General features: G+C 71.4%; 15 protein-coding genes. 5 read left to right on the top strand and 10 right to left on the bottom strand.

The annotated features are described in order from the left end of the window. Positions 1-137 precede the first annotated feature (137 nt). The 4 genes from AB0J53_RS08050 to AB0J53_RS08035 are packed head-to-tail and all read right to left on the bottom strand — an operon-like array spanning position 138 to position 3,916. The gene (locus AB0J53_RS08050) at positions 138-851 is read right to left on the bottom strand and encodes a peroxide stress protein YaaA (protein ID WP_364169829.1); all 714 of its coding nucleotides are present in this window, start codon (positions 849-851) and stop codon (positions 138-140) included. A gap of 25 nt (positions 852-876) precedes the next feature. Then, complete coding sequence (locus AB0J53_RS08045) at positions 877-1,701, bottom strand: carbohydrate ABC transporter permease (protein ID WP_364169826.1); 825 nt, start codon at positions 1,699-1,701, stop codon at positions 877-879. Further along, entirely contained in the window at positions 1,698-2,597 is a 900-nt protein-coding gene (locus AB0J53_RS08040) for a sugar ABC transporter permease (protein ID WP_364169823.1), read from the bottom strand. The genes AB0J53_RS08045 and AB0J53_RS08040 overlap by 4 nt, the downstream gene beginning before the upstream one ends. Next, positions 2,594-3,916: an extracellular solute-binding protein gene (locus AB0J53_RS08035; RefSeq protein WP_364169820.1), complete on the bottom strand. Its 1,323-nt coding sequence runs from the start codon at positions 3,914-3,916 to the stop codon at positions 2,594-2,596. Before AB0J53_RS08035 ends, AB0J53_RS08040 begins: the two co-directional genes overlap by 4 nt. 85 nt (positions 3,917-4,001) lie before the next feature. Here AB0J53_RS08035 and AB0J53_RS08030 point away from each other — a divergent pair, with 85 nt between their 5' ends. Then, complete coding sequence (locus AB0J53_RS08030) at positions 4,002-4,700, top strand: GNAT family N-acetyltransferase (RefSeq protein ID WP_219510278.1); 699 nt, start codon at positions 4,002-4,004, stop codon at positions 4,698-4,700. 103 nt (positions 4,701-4,803) lie between these two features. Here AB0J53_RS08030 and AB0J53_RS08025 read toward each other — a convergent pair whose 3' ends face one another. Continuing rightward, positions 4,804-5,034: a hypothetical protein gene (locus AB0J53_RS08025; RefSeq protein ID WP_219510277.1), complete on the bottom strand. Its 231-nt coding sequence runs from the start codon at positions 5,032-5,034 to the stop codon at positions 4,804-4,806. 249 nt (positions 5,035-5,283) lie between these two features. Here AB0J53_RS08025 and AB0J53_RS08020 point away from each other — a divergent pair, with 249 nt between their 5' ends. After that, positions 5,284-7,350, top strand: coding sequence for a DNA topoisomerase IV subunit B (locus AB0J53_RS08020; protein ID WP_357587425.1), 2,067 nt, complete (start codon positions 5,284-5,286; stop codon positions 7,348-7,350). A 203-nt stretch (positions 7,351-7,553) separates the two neighbouring features. On the opposite strand, the gene AB0J53_RS08015 is transcribed toward AB0J53_RS08020, so the two are convergent. After that, positions 7,554-8,045, bottom strand: a complete 492-nt coding sequence (locus AB0J53_RS08015) for a carbonic anhydrase (protein WP_364169815.1) — start codon at positions 8,043-8,045, stop codon at positions 7,554-7,556. Between the two features lie 134 nt (positions 8,046-8,179). On the opposite strand from AB0J53_RS08015, the gene AB0J53_RS08010 reads away from it, so the two are divergent. Beyond that, positions 8,180-8,509: a hypothetical protein gene (locus AB0J53_RS08010; RefSeq protein ID WP_219510274.1), complete on the top strand. Its 330-nt coding sequence runs from the start codon at positions 8,180-8,182 to the stop codon at positions 8,507-8,509. On the opposite strand, the gene AB0J53_RS08005 is transcribed toward AB0J53_RS08010, so the two are convergent. After that, entirely contained in the window at positions 8,506-9,069 is a 564-nt protein-coding gene (locus AB0J53_RS08005) for a thioredoxin family protein (protein ID WP_219510273.1), read from the bottom strand. The two genes, AB0J53_RS08010 and AB0J53_RS08005, sit on opposite strands and share 4 nt — an antisense overlap. Positions 9,070-9,095: 26 nt before the next feature. Here AB0J53_RS08005 and AB0J53_RS08000 point away from each other — a divergent pair, with 26 nt between their 5' ends. Then, on the top strand, positions 9,096-9,470 hold the full coding sequence (locus AB0J53_RS08000; RefSeq protein ID WP_219510272.1) for a VOC family protein: 375 nt from the start codon (positions 9,096-9,098) through the stop codon (positions 9,468-9,470). A gap of 362 nt (positions 9,471-9,832) precedes the next feature. Here AB0J53_RS08000 and AB0J53_RS07995 read toward each other — a convergent pair whose 3' ends face one another. Both AB0J53_RS07995 and AB0J53_RS07990 read right to left on the bottom strand, forming a co-directional pair. Continuing rightward, on the bottom strand, positions 9,833-12,322 hold the full coding sequence (locus tag AB0J53_RS07995; RefSeq protein ID WP_364169810.1) for a DNA topoisomerase IV subunit A: 2,490 nt from the start codon (positions 12,320-12,322) through the stop codon (positions 9,833-9,835). 107 nt (positions 12,323-12,429) lie between these two features. Beyond that, complete coding sequence (locus tag AB0J53_RS07990) at positions 12,430-13,236, bottom strand: hypothetical protein (protein ID WP_364169807.1); 807 nt, start codon at positions 13,234-13,236, stop codon at positions 12,430-12,432. Positions 13,237-13,353: 117 nt separating this feature from the next. Between AB0J53_RS07990 and AB0J53_RS07985 the strand changes: the two genes are divergently transcribed. Continuing rightward, positions 13,354-15,441, top strand: coding sequence for a RecQ family ATP-dependent DNA helicase (locus AB0J53_RS07985; protein ID WP_357587422.1), 2,088 nt, complete (start codon positions 13,354-13,356; stop codon positions 15,439-15,441). Positions 15,442-15,581: 140 nt separating this feature from the next. On the opposite strand, the gene AB0J53_RS07980 is transcribed toward AB0J53_RS07985, so the two are convergent. Beyond that, positions 15,582-16,475, bottom strand: a complete 894-nt coding sequence (locus AB0J53_RS07980) for a carbohydrate kinase family protein (protein ID WP_219510269.1) — start codon at positions 16,473-16,475, stop codon at positions 15,582-15,584. Positions 16,476-16,530 lie beyond the last annotated feature (55 nt).

Genomic DNA, 16,530 nt, shown 5'->3' with positions numbered 1-16,530 from the left:
ATACGAGACCACCCCAATCTCCACGGCCCCACCCCCCGCCCGCGCGCCGCCCCGCGCGCACACCCTGCCCACGCCCCCCCCCCCGACAAAATGGGGGGGGGCGCCCCGCGCGGGCCGCACCCCCTTTTTTTCGTCGTTCAGAGGTCGACGTCGAGCTTGCCGGGGGCGAGCCGTACGGAGTAGCCGAGGTCGTCGAGGACCTTGGCCAGCTCGTCGGGGGTGGTGGGCGTCAGGCCGCTCTCCAGGAGCTTCCTGGCGATCTCGCCCCGGGTGGCCTTGGCCATGTGGCTCACGACCCTGCCGTCCTTGAAGACCCGTACGGACACGCCGCGGTCGCCGGGGCGCCAGGCGCCCGCGTAGGTGGCCGAGCGCAGGTCGACGACCAGGCCGGGCAGCCGGTCCAGCTCGGCGGTGATCAGCGGGCGCCAGAAGGCCGCCAGCCCGCCCAGGGGCTTCAGCGACACGCCCATCGACAGGCGGTAGGGCGGGATGCGGTCGGACAGCCGCACGACCCCCCACAGCCCCGAGAAGATCAGCACGCTCTCCTCGGCCCTGGCTCGCGCGTCGGCGTCGAGGCCGGACAGCGCCAGGTTGTCGTAGAGCACGCCCGTGTAGAGCTCGGCGGCGGGCAGCGTGGCCGCCTCCTTGAGCGCGAGGTTCTTGGCCAGCTCGGGGGCCTGACCGGGCGACAGGCCGAGCACGCTCAGGGCGTCGCGGCGGCGCGAGGCCTTGATCAGGGCGCTCATGACCCGCCCGCGCGGGCGGCCGAGCTTGGGGAACGACAGCTCTCCGACGGGCGGGCCGTCTCCCGTGGACGCCTTGCCCTCGGACGGCGGCAGCAGAATCAGCACAGCCGAACCCTATACGCCCTGGTCATCACCGGTGCCCGGTGGTGGCGACGCCCTGCACGAAGTAGCGCTGCCCGGCGAAGAAGACGACGACGAGCGGCAGCGTGGTGATCACGCTCGCGGCCAGGACGAGCTCCCACTTGGGGTCGCCGCCCTGGTAGAACTGGTCGACGACGGCCTTCAGGCCCCGGGGCAGCGTGAACAGGCTCGGGTCCTGCAGATAGACCAGCGGCTTCATCAGGTCGAACCAGCTCGCCTTCAGTTCGAACACGAACGCGATGATCAGCGCCGGTTTCGCCAGCGGCACCGCGATCCGCCAGAACAGGTCCAGGTACGTGGCGCCGTCCACCCGGGCGGCCTCGAACACGTACCGGGGCACGCCGAGCAGGAACTGGCGCAGCAGGAAGATGTAGAACGCCGAGCCGAACAGGTTGCCCGCCCACAGCGGCACCTGGGTCCCGGTCAGCCCGGCGGCGTGCCAGATCAGGTACGTCGGCACGAGCGTCACCGCGGCAGGCAGCATCATCGTGCCCAGCACGCTCGCGAAGATCACATCACGCCCGGGGAAGCGGAAGTAGGCGAACCCGAACGCCACGAAGGCGCTCGACAGCGTCACCGCGAGCGCCGCCGCCAGCCCCACGAGCACGGTGTTCACCAGCCACGCCAGCATCGGCACGGCTTCCCAGACCACCGCGTAGTTCTCCGGCGCGAACGGGTCGGGCCACGGGACGAACGGGTCGGCGAAGGTGTGGGAGCGCGGCTTGAGCGAGGCGACGACCAGCCACACGAACGGGTACAGGAAGATCACCGATGCCGCCGCGAGCATCATCCAGAAGAACGGCCGCCGCCTCACGCCCGCTCTCCCGCCTCGTAGTGCACCAGCCGCCCGCCGAGCTTCCACTGCACGAGCGTGATCAGCGCGATCACCAGGAACAGCACCCAGGCCAGCGCCGAGGCGTAGCCCATGTGCAGGAACTGGAACGCCTGCTGGAACAGGTAGACGACGTAGAACAGCGCCGAGTCGCCCGACGCCTGCTGCGTCACCTGGTTGCCGAAGAACATGGCGTACACCTGGTCGAACATCTGCAGCGACGCGATCGTGTTGATGATCACGACGAAGAACAACGCCGGGCTGATCATCGGCAGCGTGATCCGCCGGAACCGCGCCCACGTCCCGGCCCCGTCGATCATCGCGGCCTCGGCCAGCTCGGCGGGCACGTTCCGCAGCGCCGCGAACAGGATGATCGTCGTCGAGCCCAGGTTCCACAGCGACATGAGCACGATGCCCGGCAGGATCCAGTCCGGGTCGGTCGTCCACTGCGGCCCCTCGACGCCGAACAGGCCGAGGAACTGGTTGACCATGCCCGCCTGCCCGTTCAGCAGGAACAGGAACAGCACACCCACCGCCACGTACGGGGTCATCGACGGCAGGTAGAAGATCGTCCGGAAGACTCCGGCGCCCCGGCCGCCGATCCGGTTCAGCATCAGCGCCAGGCCGAGCGCCAGCGTGATGGCCAGCGGCACGTGCAGGGCGGTGTAGAGCACGGTGTTGCCGATCGCCACCGCGACCTTGGGATCCTGCGCCATCCGCGCGTAGTTGGCCGTCCCGGCGAACTCCGGGCTGGAGATCAGGTCGTACTCGGTGAACGACAGGGCGAGGCTGGCGAGCATCGGGCCGAGCTGGAACAGCACCAGCCCGATGAGCCAGGGGAGCACGAAGACGTACGCCCAGCGGGTCTCCGGTCTCACGACGCCGCCCCGTCGATGGCCTTCTGGGCCTCGGCCTGGGCGCGCCCCAGGGCGTCGGCCGGCTCCTGGCCGCCGAGCAGCACGCGGGTGCCCGCGTCCTCCCACGCCTTCCTGAACTCGGCCGCGGCGGGCGACTGCGGCACCACGAACCCGGCCGGCTGCACCGCGCGGATCGTCTTGACCGCCGCGTCGAACGGCGCCTTCCCGCTCGGCCTGACGATCTCGCCGAAGATCGTCTCGTCGGCTCTGGCGTTGCCGGTGAAGGTGCCGATGTTGACCTTGCCCTCGCGGGTGCGCTTGTCCTGGCGGGCCCGCGCGGCGGCGATCCAGGTCTCGGCTGCGGTCATCGTCTTCATCCAGCGGCAGGCGGCCTGCGGGTTGCGCGCGCCCTTCGGCACGGCCCAGGCGTTGCCGCCCACCAGGTTGACCGGCTGTCCGTCGCGGCCCCGGAACGGCAGCACGGTGATCGCGACGTCCGGCGTGGTGCCGGCCATCGAGGAGACCAGGAACTGCTCGCCCAGCATCATGCCGACCTGGTCCTCGGCGAACGGGTTGCGGGCGCCGAAGAAGTCCCACGTGTCCACGAACGCCTTGAGCCGCTTCCACCCGCCCTGCGACTCGACCAGGCGGTTCGCGTACGTCATGGCCTCGACGACGGCGGGACCGTCGAGGCCGGCGGTGCGGCCGTCGGCGGACAGCAGGTCGGCGCCGTTGGCCTTGGCCCACAGCGGCAGGAACTCGGGCAGCTTCGGGTTGAAGCCGAACCGCTCGACCTTGCCGCCGTCCGTCCTGGTCATCTTCCTGGCCAGCTCGGCGAGGCGGTCCCAGTCGGAGGTGTCGACGCTCGCCGGGTCGATCCCGGCGTCGCGGGCCGCCCGGTCGTTGACGATGAGCACGATCGAGTTGGAGAACTCGGGGATGCCGTACCAGCGGCCGTCGTAGCGCACCTGCTGCCGCGCGGCCGGGTAGAAGTCGCCGGTCGGGATGGACTCGCGGCTGACGCAGTCGTCCAGCGGCTGGATGGCGCCGCGCGCGGCGTAGCTGCCCAGCCGCTCGCGGGCCAGGTAGACCAGGTCCGGCGGGTTGCCCGAGGCGACCGCCGACAGGAACGCCTGCTCGTCGAAGGCGCCCTCGTTGATCCGGACCGTCACTCCCGGGTACGCCTTCTTGAAGGCGTCCACCCGGACCGTGGCGATCTCGTCGGGCAGCCCGAAGCCCATCGTGGTCAGCGACTCGCCCGCCGGGCGGCTCGGGCCGCCCACGCCGCCGCACGCGGTCAGGAGGAGCATCGCGGCGACCGCGGCAGTTGACCTGGACATGGCGACCCCTTTCACGGCCCATGTGATGGGGGAGGCACTTACCTGGAGTGATGCCGTCAAACCCGGTCAGCTAGGCTCGCGGGCCATGAACGTCGACGCTCTCGTGCACCAGGCTTGGCCCGCCTACGAGCAGGTGCGCCACGACGGCTGGATCCTGCGCCACGCGGGCGGCGTGACCAAGCGCGCGAACTCGGTGCTGCCGCTCGGCGTCCCGGCCGACCTGGGCGCGGCCATCGAGGCGGCCGAGGCGTTCTACGCGGCGCGCGGGCAGGCGTGCGCGTTCTCCATCGGGCCGGGCGCCACGCCCGGCCTCGACGCCGAGCTGGACCGGCGCGGCTACGCGCGGGCCGACCCGACCGTGGTGATGTCCGGGTCTGTCCCCGGCGAGCCCGGCCATCCCGTACGGGTCGAGGACCGGCCCTGGGACGCCTGGACGCGGACCTGGTGGCAGGTCGACGGCCGCTACGGCGACGGGCTGCGCGAGGCGGGGCGCATCCTCACGGGCGTGCCCGCGCGCTACGCGGCCGTGGAGGAGGACGGCGTGCCCGTGGCGGTCGGCAGGGGAGTGCCGCAGGGGAGCACGGAAGACGCCACGGTCGGTGTCTACTGCATGGCGACGCTGCCCTCGGCGCGCAGGCGCGGGCTGGCGCGTAGCGTGCTGCGGGCGCTGGCCGGGGGCGGGCGGGCCTACCTGGTGGTCACGGCCGGCAACGCGGCCGCCCAGGCGCTCTACCGGAGCGAGGGGCTGGAGCCGGTGGCCGCGTATCACTACCGGGTGCGCTGACCAGGCGCGCTGATCTGCCGTGTGAACGCAGAACGGCGATCCCGAGCAGGCCCGGGATCGCCGTTCTGTTATGCAATATGTGGTTATCTCAAGGCCAGCGCGGTCAGCGCTCGCCGTCGGGGGCGTGGGATCGGGTTTCGCTGAGTCGTGCCGACTCGTCCAGGATGTCGGCGCCCTTTTCGCGCAGCGCCGCGATGTGCTGACGCCCGTGGTGGGCGCAGAACAGCAGCTCCCCGCCCACGGGCAGGGTCGCGCGAATGTATGCCTGGGCACCGCAACGGTCGCAGCGGTCGAGGGCCGTCAGCGGCTTAACGGGGGCAAGAGCTCCAGTCACGTATCGCCTTTCGGGTCACCCCCGCCGAAGCGAGGATCTGGCGTCAGTCACTTGGAACAACATCTAACCGGACGTGGACGTTCCCAACCTCCCCCTCGCTACGCCCAGAGCAGAATGTGTCCGAAAGTAATGCCCAGCAGCCCGGCGGTAACGGCAAACGTGACCGCATGGCAAGCTTGTACGCGTGCGCAGGGGAAGAACGGTAGGCTACGCACACGTGTTCGATGACAAGTGACCAGGGGAGCTGGAGTGACGCTAGTGGAGGCGGGTTACACAGCTCGTCACCTGTCGGTGCTTGAGGGCCTCGAAGCCGTCCGCAAGCGACCTGGCATGTACATCGGGTCCACCGACAGCCGCGGGCTCATGCACTGTCTCTGGGAGATCGTCGACAACGGCGTCGACGAGGCGCTCGGCGGCCACTGCGACCGCATCGAGGTAGAGCTCCACGCCGACGGCTCCATCGAGGTCCGCGACAACGGCCGCGGCATCCCGGTCGACGTCGAGCCCAAGAGCGGCCTGGCCGGCGTCGAGCTCGTCTACACCAAGCTGCACGCCGGCGGGAAGTTCGGCGGCGGCTCCTACGCGGCCTCCGGCGGCCTGCACGGCGTGGGCGCCTCCGTGGTCAACGCGCTGTCGTCCCGCCTCGACGTCGAGGTCGACCGTGACGGCCGGGTCCACGAGATCAGCTTCCGGCGCGGCGTGCCGGGCGTGTTCGACGGCGACGGGCCCACCGCCAAGTTCCGCAAGAAGTCCGGCCTGCGCGACGGCGGCCCGCTGCCCAAGCGCGTCACCGGCACCCGGGTGCGGTTCTGGGCCGACAAGCAGATCTTCCTGCCCGACGCCGAGGTCTCCCTCGACGAGATCCACGTCCGGCTGCGCCAGACCGCCTTCCTGGTCCCCGGCCTCACCCTGGTCGTCATCGACAGCCGCCACGAGGAGCGCGTCGAGGAGGAGTTCCGCTTCGACGGCGGCATCTCCGAGTTCACCGAGTTCCTGGCCCGCGACGAGGCCGTCTGCGACGTGCTGCGGCTGCAGGGCGTCGGCCACTTCCACGAGACCGTCCCGGTCCTCGACGACCAGGGCCACATGACGCCCACCGAGGTGCAGCGCGAGCTGACCGTCGACGTGGCCGTGCGCTGGGGCAAGGGATACGAGTCGACCGTGCGCTCGTTCGTCAACGTGATCGCCACCCCCAAGGGCGGCACCCACGTCACCGGCTTCGAGCGGGCGCTCGTGCGCACGATCAACGAGCAGCTGCGCGAGACCCGCCTGCTGAAGAACGGCGACGACCCGGTCAACAAGGAGGACATCTCCGAGGGCCTGACCGCCGTCGTCACCATCCGGGTGCCCGAGCCGCAGTTCGAGGGGCAGACCAAGGAGGTGCTGGGCACCTCCGCGGCCACCCGCATCGTCTCCCACGTGGTCAGCCGCGAGCTCAAGGAGCTGTTCGCCAACCCGCCGCGCGGCACGAAGCAGGCGCTGCGCGCCGTGCTGGAGAAGATCGTCGCCGCCGCCAAGGCCCGCATCGCCGCCCGCGAGCACCGGGAGAACCAGCGCCGCAAGAGCGCCCTGGAGAACTCCGCGCTCCCGGCCAAGCTCGTCGACTGCCGCAACGACGACGTCGACCGCAGCGAGCTGTTCATCGTCGAGGGCGACTCGGCGCTCGGCACCGCCAAGCTGGCCCGCGACTCGGAGTTCCAGGCCCTGCTGCCGATCCGCGGCAAGATCCTCAACGTGCAGAAGGCGTCCGTGAGCGACATGCTCAAGAACGCCGAGTGCGCCGCGATCATCCAGGTGGTCGGCGCCGGCTCGGGCCGCTCGTTCGACATCGAGGCGGCCCGCTACGGCAAGATCATTCTGATGGCCGACGCCGACGTCGACGGCGCCCACATCCGCTGCCTGCTGCTCACGCTCTTCCACCGTTACATGAAGCCGATGGTCGAGGCCGGGCGGGTCTTCGCCGCGGTCCCGCCGCTGCACCGCATCGAGCTGACCAACCCGGGCCGGGGCAAGGACAAGTACATCTACTGCTACTCCGACGGCGAGCTGCAGAAGGTGCTGCGCGACCTGGAGCGGCGCGGCAAGCGCTGGAAGGACCCGGTGCAGCGCTACAAGGGTCTGGGGGAGATGGACGCCGACCAGCTCGCCGAGACCACCATGGACCCCCGCCACCGCATCCTGCGCCGGGTCCGCATCGAGGACGTCGAAGAGGCCGAGAGCATCTTCAGCCTGCTCATGGGCAGCGACGTGGCGCCCCGGCGGGAGTTCATCGTCAAGAGCGCGGCCGAGGTCGACCGCGACCACATCGACGCCTGACCACCCCCGCCCTGCGGCCCGCCACGTTGCGGGCCGCCACCCAGCGGCCCGCCCTCCTGCGGCCCGCCCTCCTGCGGCCCGCCCTCCTGCGGCCCGCCCTCCTGCGGCCCGCCCTCCTGCGGCCCGCCCTCCTGCGGCCCGCCCTCCTGCGGGGCGCCATCCTGCGGGGCCGTCATCCCCGCGAGCCGGCGCTTCGCGGGGCGCTACCCCACGGGCCGCAACACGCCCGAGCGCACGTCGTAGATCGCTCCCTGCACCGGCATGTCCGCCGGTAGGAAGGGCGAGGACGTGATGCGGGTCAGGTCGTGCAGCAGCGCGGCGTGCTGGTCAGGCACCGTGTGGAACTCCAGGCTGCGCGTGTCGACGCCGTTGCTCTGCGTCAGGTCGTGCACGTCGGCGTCCGTCACCTTCGTCATGCCGCAGTCGGTGTGCGGCATGACGAGCACCCGGCGCACGCCGAGCAGGTAGACGCCCAGCACCAGCGTGCGCAGCACGTCGTCGGTGACGCGGGCGCCCGCGTTGCGCAGGATCTTGGCGTCGCCGGGCTTGAGCCCGAGCAGTCCGAGCGGGTCGATCCGTGAGTCCATGCAGGTGACCACCGCGAGCCCGCGTGCGGCGGTGCCGGTGAGCCCAGACTCCTTGAACTTCTTAGCGAACTTCGCGTTACCGGCGAAAACGTCGTCGAAGGCATCCATGTCCTTGATGATCCCATGCTCGTCCCTCGCGAAAACGCGGGGTGGCGGCCTGCCGTACTTCGCGAACGACCCCCGATCACTGCTAACTTAGCGCGATGATGTGCTAGCCCAACGTGACGTAGAAGAGGGTCGTCTTGAGCAGGTCCGAGTCGCTCGCCGCGTATTTCCGAGCCCAGGCCAGGCGCCGCCTGGACCGTGTGGAGTCCAACGACGGCGGCCGCAACGCCAGATGCGCCCTGGCCCTGCTCGACGCCGCCGCCTACGCCGCGGCGCTGCCCGACGACGACCCGCTCATCCTCATGCTCGACCAGGCCGGCTGCTACGGGCCGCTCGGGTGCGAGGACTTCAACCCCGGCCCGGCCGGCGACCGGCTGGTGCGCGGCTGGCAGGGCGGCGAGCCGCATGAGCTGCTGCTGTCGCTGCCCGCCACGATCACCGCCGCCACCGAATGGGAGTCACACTAGGCCGGCGCGTTGCCGGGCTTCCACTTGATGCCGCAGCCGATCGCCGGCACCTGATCCGCGCTGACCGGCACGCCCTCCAGCAGCGCGTCGATCGCGGCCCGCACCGACGAGCCCGTCACCGGCACCCCGTTGCCGGGCCGCGAGCCGTCGAACTCACCCCGGTAGGCCAGCCGGAAGTCGGCGTCGTAGAGGAACAGATCGGGCGTGCACGCGGCCCGGTAGGCCTTGGCGACCTCCTGCGTGTCGTCCAGCAGATACGGGAAGCCGAACCCCGCCCGGGCCGCCTGCTCGGCCAGGTGTGTCGGATCGTCGTCCGGGTAGTTCACGCTGTCGTTGCTGCAGATGGCGACGACCGACAGGCGTGACCCGTAGTCGGCGGCCAGCGCGCCCAGGCCGTGCTCGATGTGGCGGACGTACGGGCAGTGGTTGGACAGGAAGACCACGAGCGTGGCCGGCGAGCCGCGCAGATCGCCGAGCGAGACGCTGCCGCCGCTGACGGCGGTGAGGTCGAACGGGGGCGCGGGCGTGCCGAGAGGAACCATGAACGAGTTCGCAGCCATGCGGACCATCATCCCGGAGGTGAGCCATGAAGGGCATCGCGGAGTACCACTCCACGGTGATCGACTGCCCCGACCCGAAGAAGCTGGCGGACTTCTACTCCCGGCTGTTCGGCTGGCCGGTGATCTATGACGAGGACGACTGGGTCGTGCTGAAGGACACCGGTTCGTCGATGCGCCTGGCCTTCCAGCGGGTCGGCGACTTCCGGCCGCCCGTCTGGCCCGAGGGGGAACGGCCCCAGCAGCTCCACATCGACACCGTCGTCGACGACCTGGACGCGGCCGAGGAGCAGGTGCTCAAGTTCGGCGCCACCAAGCACGAGGTCCAGCCGAGCGAGAGCGACAACTTCCGCGTCTACCTCGACCCGGCCGGCCACCCGTTCTGCCTCACGATCGCCGACTGACCCAGGCACCGGCCTACGCGCCCGCGCCCCGCGCCCGGCCGTCCGGGCCCCCTGGCGACACGCCCGCCGTAGCCTCCAAGGCGCACGGCGGGCGCCAGGCCCCAACCAGAGGGACCAGACTCGCGCCCTGCGCCTGCCCGCCCAGGCCCCGCGCCAGCCCGCGTTGCCGGCCATCCGCCTGTGTCCAGCGTCCGTTCAGGGCCCGCGGCACCACGACTGTCCGCGCGTCCGGGTCCGCCTACGGGCCGTTCAGGGCGCCGCCTCAAATGGCGGGCGTCCGTACGGCCCGTCCGTGAAGGGCCCCGGCGCCGGCAGCGTGCCGGGGCTCAGGCGGCGGCAGCGTGCCGGGGCTCAGGCGGCGGCTACTCGGTGTCCTGGGGGGTTTCTTCCTCGGGGGCGTCAGGGGAGGAGGCGAGGGGGCCGCCGATGGCGCCGATGGTGTGGGTGAGGCGCACGCCCGAGCCGTCACGGCGGCCGATCTCGTCGGGGAGCGGCACGGGCTTGCCGACCGAGGAGACCGCCTTGGCCGGGGCGGGCCCGGCCCAGGCGAGCAGCAGGACGTCCTCGCCCTTGAGGAAGCGCTGGGCGCGTACGCCGCCCGTGGCGCGCCCCTTGGCGGGGAACTCGGCGTAGTCGGACACCTTGCCGCCGCCGACCTGGGTGCCGGGCAGCGCGGTGGAGGAGCCGGCGACCGTCACGACCTGGCCTGGCCGGGCCGGGTCGACGACGCCGAACCAGATGACCCGCGCCCCGCCGTCGAGCCGGATGCCGGCCATGCCGCCCGCGGGCCGCCCCTGGGGGCGCACCTGGGCCGCCTGGTAGCGCAGGAGCTGGGCGTCGGAGCTGATGAACACCAGGTCGTGCTCTTCGGAGTCGAGCTCGACGGCGCCGACGACGGTGTCGCCGTCCTTGAGGGTAATCACCTCGAAGTCATCACGGTTGGCCGGATAGTCGGGCACCACCCGTTTCACCACGCCCTGCGCGGTGCCGAGGGCCAGGCCGGGGCTCTCGGGGTCGAGGGAGCCGAGGCCGACCACGGTCTCGTCGGGCTGGAGCGACACGTACTCGGAGACGGGATGCCCGCCCGACAGGGAGGGCGGGCCGGCGGACGGCGGCAGCGTGGGCAGGTCGACCACCTGGACGCGGATGAGCCGGCCGAGTGACGTGACCACGCCCACCTCGCCTCTGACGGTGGTGCGCACGGCGGAGACGAGCACGTCGTGGGCGGTGCGGTCGCCGGTGGCGGCCAGCGGGTCGGCGTTGGAGGTGCGGGCCAGCAGGCCGGTGGACGACAGCAGCGCCAGGCACGGGTCGTCGGCCACCTGGAGCTCGACCGTCGCGGTGCGGGAGACGCCGGACGCCTCCAGCAGCACGGTGCGGCGCGGCGTGGCGTACTTCTTGGCCACCTCGGCGAGCTCGCCGGAGACGACCTGGCGCAGCCGCGTCTCGGACGACAGGATGCCGGTCAGCTCGGCGATCTCGTCGGTCAGCGTCTCCTTCTCGCGGTCGAGCTCCAGCTTGTCGTAGCGGGTCAGGCGGCGCAGCGGGGTGTCGAGGATGTAGGCGGCCTGGATGTCGGTCAGGTCGAAGACGTCCATCAGCCGCTCGCGGGCCTGCCCGGAGTCGTCGGAGGAGCGGATGACCTGGATGACCTCGTCGATGTTGAGCAGCGCGACGATGAGGCCGTCGACCAGGTGGAGGCGGTCCTCGCGCTTGCGCCTGCGGTGCTCGGAGCGGCGGCGGACGACCTCGATGCGGTGGTCGACGTAGACCTGGAGGAGCTCGCGCAGGCCCAGCGTGCGCGGCTCGCCGTCGACCAGCGCGACGTTGTTGATGCCGAACGTCTCCTCCATCGGCGTGAGCCGGTAGAGCTCGTCGAGCACCGCCTCGGGGATGAAGCCGTTCTTGATCTCGATGACCAGGCGCAGGCCCTTGTGCCGGTCGGTGAGGTCCTTCAGGTCGGCGATGCCCTGCAGCTTCTTGCTGGTCACCAGCTCTTTGATCTTGGTGACCACGCGCTCGGGGCCGACGTTGTAGGGCAGCTCGGTGACGACGATGCCCTTGCGGCGCGGCGTGATCTGCTCGACCGCGCACTTGGCGCGCATGCGGAACGTGCCGCGGCCCGTCTCGTACGCGTCACGCACCCCCTGCAGGCCGGTGATCGTGCCGCCGGTCGGCAGGTCGGGGCCGGGGATGAACTTCATCAGCTCGTCGAGCGTGGCCGTGGGCTTCTTGATCAGGTGGCGGGCGGCGGCCACGACCTCGGCCAGGTTGTGCGGCGCCATGTTGGTCGCCATGCCGACCGCGATGCCGGTCGTGCCGTTGACCAGCAGGTTGGGGAACGCCGACGGCATGACCGTGGGCTCGGTCTCCTGGCCGTCGTAGTTGGGCTTGAAGTCGACGGTGTCCTCGTCGAGCGACTCCACCATGAGCATCGCGGCCGGGGCCAGCCGGGCCTCGGTGTAACGCATGGCGGCGGGCAGGTCGTCGGGCGAGCCGAAGTTGCCGTGCCCGTCGACCAGCGGCAGCCGCATCGAGAACGGCTGCGCCAGGCGCACCACCGCGTCGTAGATGGCGGTGTCGCCGTGGGGATGGAGCTTGCCCATCACGTCGCCGACGACGCGGGAGGACTTGACGTGCCCCCGGTCGGGGCGCAGGCCCATCTCGCTCATCGAGTAGAGGATGCGCCGCTGCACCGGCTTGAGTCCGTCACGGGCGTCGGGCAGCGCACGCTGGTAGATCACCGAATACGCGTACTCGAGGAAGCTCGTGCGCATCTCCGAGGAGACGTCGATGTCGACGATCCGCTCTTCGAAGTCCTCAGTCGGGGGTGCAGGGGTACGTCGGGCCATGTCGAACATTGTGCCGAAGAAACGCGGGTGCCCGCGACACCGACGTGCTTCGCCGTGCGCCTGGACGCCCACATGATCACTTTTGTGCCGATCTTGCCCCGAAATCGCTAGGCCAGCGACCGCGCCCCGAACACGAGGACGAGGAACAACAGGACCTCGACGCCGTACACGATGTTGCGCCCGGTCGGACCGGCCACCACGAAGGCGACGGCGGCCAGGAAGCACCCGGCGGTCAGCAGCAGGTCGGCCACCCCGAGGACGAGCGCCAGGGCCAGCCGGACCAGGAACAGCACGAACCCCAGGCCGAACCACTGGTCGATGGTCGAGTCGTCGTAGGCCCACCGCGACAGCGACATCGGCGTGTAGAGGCAGCCGTCCCAGAACTCCTGCCACCGCTGCGCCAGCCCGCTGGGCCGCTCCTGCATGATCGCCTGGGCGCCCTGGAACTCGATGACCTTGAGCGTGCCGTCCGTGACGTCGATGAGCACTTCCTGGTTGGCGACCTGGATGACGGCCGTGCCGTTGACCACGGCGGTGAACCGGCCGCCCCCGCTCAGCACCTCGTACACCAGGTCGGTGCCCGTCACGGGCGAGCCGGGCAGGACCCCGTCGTGGTCGCGGAAGATGACGTAGAGGGCGTTCTGCTTCTTGGCCACGAGGCTGTGCTCGGCGCCCACGGAGAACACGCCGATCGGCGTGGCGATCGAGGCGTCGCCGGTGACCTTCACCCCGCCGGGCCCCCACTCGAGCTTGACCGGCAGGAACATCGGCCGGTAGGACGCCTTCACGTCCGTCCCCGCGCAGCCCGCCGCGCCCATCCCCACCACCAGCAGCACCACCGTGACGACCCGCGCGAAAGCAAGACGCGGAACCGCCGGCCGCCGGGCACGTCGCGCGAGTGACAACTCCGCCATGAACCCTCCTGAGGGCCGTGCTCTCCAGGGGTGACGTACGCTCAACGCTTCGCGCCGATGGCGGGTTCCGCCGCTCGCGGGCGCGAATCGTCGGGGAAACCTGGTAACAAGGGACACATGATTGACGCCCCCGACGCCGGGATGCTGCGCGAAGAGGCCGAGGAGAAGCTGCGCGCGCTGGCCGGCGAGCACGCCAGGCTCCGCGACGACCAGTGGAAGGCCATCGAGGCGCTGGTCGTCGACCGTCGGCGGGTGCTCGTCGTGCAGCGCACCGGCTGGGGCAAGTCGGCCGTCTACTTCGTCGCCACCGCCCTGCTGCGCGAGCTCGGCGAGGGGCCGACCGTCATCGTGTCGCCGCTGCTCGCCCTCATGCGCAACCAGATCGCCGCCGCCGAGCGCGCCGGCATCCGCGCCGTCACCATCAACTCGGCCAACCCCGAGGCGTGGGAGGAGGTCTACGGCCAGGTCGCCGACGGCCTCGTCGACGTGCTGCTGGTCAGCCCCGAGCGGCTCAACAACCCCGACTTCCGCGACAACGTGCTGCCCGAGCTGGCCGAGAGCGCCGGGCTGGTCGTCGTCGACGAGGCCCACTGCATCTCCGACTGGGGTCACGACTTCCGGCCCGACTACCGCAGGCTCGCCACCCTCTTCGAGGAGCTGCCGCCCGGCATCCCGGTGCTGGCCACCACCGCCACCGCCAACGCCCGCGTCACCCGCGACGTGGCCGAGCAGATGGGCGAGGACACCCTCGTGCTGCGCGGCCCGCTGGAGCGCGAGAGCCTCCACCTGAGCGTCGTACGCCTCCCGTCGGCCGAGCAGCGGCTGGCCTGGCTGGCCCAGACGCTGCACGAGCTGCCCGGCTCCGGCATCGTCTACACGCTGACCGTGGCCGCCGCCCACGAGATCGCCTCCTACCTGCGCGAGCAGGGCCACGAGGTGGCCGCCTACTCCGGCCAGACCGACCCGGCCGAGCGGCTGGCGGCCGAGGAGGCGCTGCTCAACAACAAGATCAAGGCGCTGGTCGCCACCAGCGCGCTCGGCATGGGCTTCGACAAGCCCGACCTGGGCTTCGTCGTCCACGTCGGCGCGCCGCAGTCGCCCGTCGCCTACTACCAGCAGGTCGGCCGCGCGGGCCGCGGGGTCGAGCGGGCCGAGGTGATCCTGCTGCCCGGCACCGAGGACCGCGACATCTGGGCCTATTTCACCTCGCTGGCGTTCCCGCCGGAGCCGGTCGTGCGCACCGTGCTGGAGACGCTGGCCGAGCGCGGCGTCATGTCCACGCAGGCCCTGGAGACCGCCGTCGACCTCAGCCGCAGCCGGCTGGAGATGATGCTCAAGGTCCTCGACGTCGACGGCGCCGTGCGCAGGGTCAAGGGCGGCTGGGAGTCGACCGGCGAGGAATGGTCCTACGACGCCGAGCGCTACTCCCGCATCGCCGCCGAGCGCAAGGCCGAGCAGGACGCCATGCTCGGCTACCTGACCACCACCGACTGCCGTGAGGAATACCTGCGCCGCCGCCTCGACGACGAGGCCGCCCGGCCGTGCGGCCGCTGCGACAACTGCACCGGACGCCACCGCTCACCCGAGATCGCCGCCGGGGCCGTCGAGACCGCCCGCGAGCGGCTGAGCAGGCCCGGCGTCGACATCGAGGCGCGCAAGCAGTGGCCGACCGGGCTGGCCGACCTGTCCGGGCGGATCAAGCCCGAGCTGGGCGCCGAGCCGGGCCGAGCGCTGGGCAGGCTCACCGACATCGGCTGGGGCAACCGTCTGCGCGAGCTGTTCGCCGGGGCCGACGGGCCGATGGCCGACGACATGTTCGCCGCCGTGGTCAAGGTGCTGTCGGCGTGGGAGTGGCGCGAGCGGCCGGTGGCCGTCGTCAACGTGCCGTCGGCGTCGCGCCCGCTGCTCGTGCGCGGGTTCGCCGAACGGCTGGCGCAGGTGGGCCGGCTGTCCTACCTCGGCGAGCTCGGCTACCGGTCGGGGCCGCCCGGACAGCAGTTCAACAGCGCCAAGCGGGTGCAGGCCGTGCGGGCGACGCTGGCGATGCCGCGCGAGGTGGGCGCTGCCGTGGCCGCCTGCGGCGGGCCCGTGCTGCTGATCGACGACCGGGTCGACACCGGCTGGACGATGACGCTCGCCGCCGCCCTGGTGCGCCACGCGGGCGCCCCGGCCGTCCTCCCGCTCGTCCTGGCCACCACGTCCTGAGCGCCGTAGGCCCCTGAGCCCCGCACGTCCTGAGCGCCGTACGTTCAGCAGCCCGTACGTTCAGCAGCGCGGGACGTTCGGGAGCGCGGGACGTTCGGCAGCTCGTACGGTGGCTCGGAGGGAGAGGCCCCGCCGGAAGGTCAGAGGCGGGGCCGCGCGCCCAGGTGCACGATCGCCTTGGCGGCCAGGGCGCACCCGGCGCCCAGCGACTCCGCCGGCGGCTTGCCCGCCAGCCACGCCGGCAGGAACCCGGCGCAGAACGCGTCACCCGCGCCCGTGCCGTCGACGATCCGGTCGACCGGCTCGGCCGGCACCCGGACCGGCTCCGGCCGCCCGTTGCCGAACCACAGCGCGCCCTCGGCGGTCATCTTGATGACGACCTGCGGGAACCACGCCGTCAGCACCTTGGCCGCCGCCTCCGGGTCGTCCCGCCCGGTCAGCACCTTGGCCTGGTCGATGTTGGCGAACAGCAGCTTGGCGCCGTTGGTCCACTCCAGGAACGGCTCGGCGCCCGTACGCTCGAGAGGCGCGGACGAGGCGCAGTCGACGGAGATCGACATCCCCGAGCGGCGCGCCATGTCGAGCGCGGCCAGCCCCGCGTCGCGCGAGCCCTCGTTGATCAGCGTGTAGCCCGACAGGTGCAGGTGGCCGCCGCCGTTGAACAGGTCACGCGGCAGGTCCTCCGGCGACAGCGCCGCGTTGGCGCCCGGGTCGGACAGCATGGTGCGCTCGCCCTTGTGCGTGACGAGCACCACGCAGGTGCCGGTGGGACGCTCGGGGTCCATGACGAGCCGGGCGTCGACGCCGTAGCCCATCAGCTCCATGTCGCGGTTGCGCCCCGTGATGTCGGCGCCCCGGCGGCCGATGAAGGCCACCTCCGCGCCCTCGACGGCTAGCCACGAGGCGATGTTGGCCCCGGACCCGCCACCGTGCATCGTGACGATCGCCGGGGTGTCGCTCGCCCTGGCGAGCGCATAACGGGCGCGCGCCACCGCGTCGGTCATGAGATCGCCCACCACGACGACCCGCGTCATGATGCCACCACCTTGCTGCCTACAGATCGAGCCTGGCCACGGCAAAACTAACAGC

Source organism: Nonomuraea sp. NPDC049725 (assembly GCF_040674795.1).
Classification (GTDB): domain Bacteria; phylum Actinomycetota; class Actinomycetes; order Streptosporangiales; family Streptosporangiaceae; genus Nonomuraea; species Nonomuraea ceibae.
Note: the sequence above shows the minus strand (reverse complement) of the source record. Positions and strands in the feature narration are given on the sequence as shown.

What these genes read in the sequence shown, in the direction of transcription:
- AB0J53_RS07990 (WP_364169807.1), bottom strand. Translation starts at nt 13,236, where the DNA reads ATGGCGGAGTTGTCACTCGCGCGACGTGCCCGGCGGCCGGCGGTTCCG.
- AB0J53_RS07995 (WP_364169810.1), bottom strand. Translation starts at nt 12,322, where the DNA reads ATGGCCCGACGTACCCCTGCACCCCCGACTGAGGACTTCGAAGAGCGG.
- AB0J53_RS08005 (WP_219510273.1), bottom strand. Translation starts at nt 9,069, where the DNA reads ATGGCTGCGAACTCGTTCATGGTTCCTCTCGGCACGCCCGCGCCCCCG.
- AB0J53_RS08000 (WP_219510272.1), top strand. Translation starts at nt 9,096, where the DNA reads ATGAAGGGCATCGCGGAGTACCACTCCACGGTGATCGACTGCCCCGAC.
- AB0J53_RS08030 (WP_219510278.1), top strand. Translation starts at nt 4,002, where the DNA reads ATGAACGTCGACGCTCTCGTGCACCAGGCTTGGCCCGCCTACGAGCAG.
- AB0J53_RS08035 (WP_364169820.1), bottom strand. Translation starts at nt 3,916, where the DNA reads ATGTCCAGGTCAACTGCCGCGGTCGCCGCGATGCTCCTCCTGACCGCG.
- AB0J53_RS07985 (WP_357587422.1), top strand. Translation starts at nt 13,354, where the DNA reads ATGATTGACGCCCCCGACGCCGGGATGCTGCGCGAAGAGGCCGAGGAG.
- AB0J53_RS07980 (WP_219510269.1), bottom strand. Translation starts at nt 16,475, where the DNA reads ATGACGCGGGTCGTCGTGGTGGGCGATCTCATGACCGACGCGGTGGCG.
- AB0J53_RS08015 (WP_364169815.1), bottom strand. Translation starts at nt 8,045, where the DNA reads ATGGATGCCTTCGACGACGTTTTCGCCGGTAACGCGAAGTTCGCTAAG.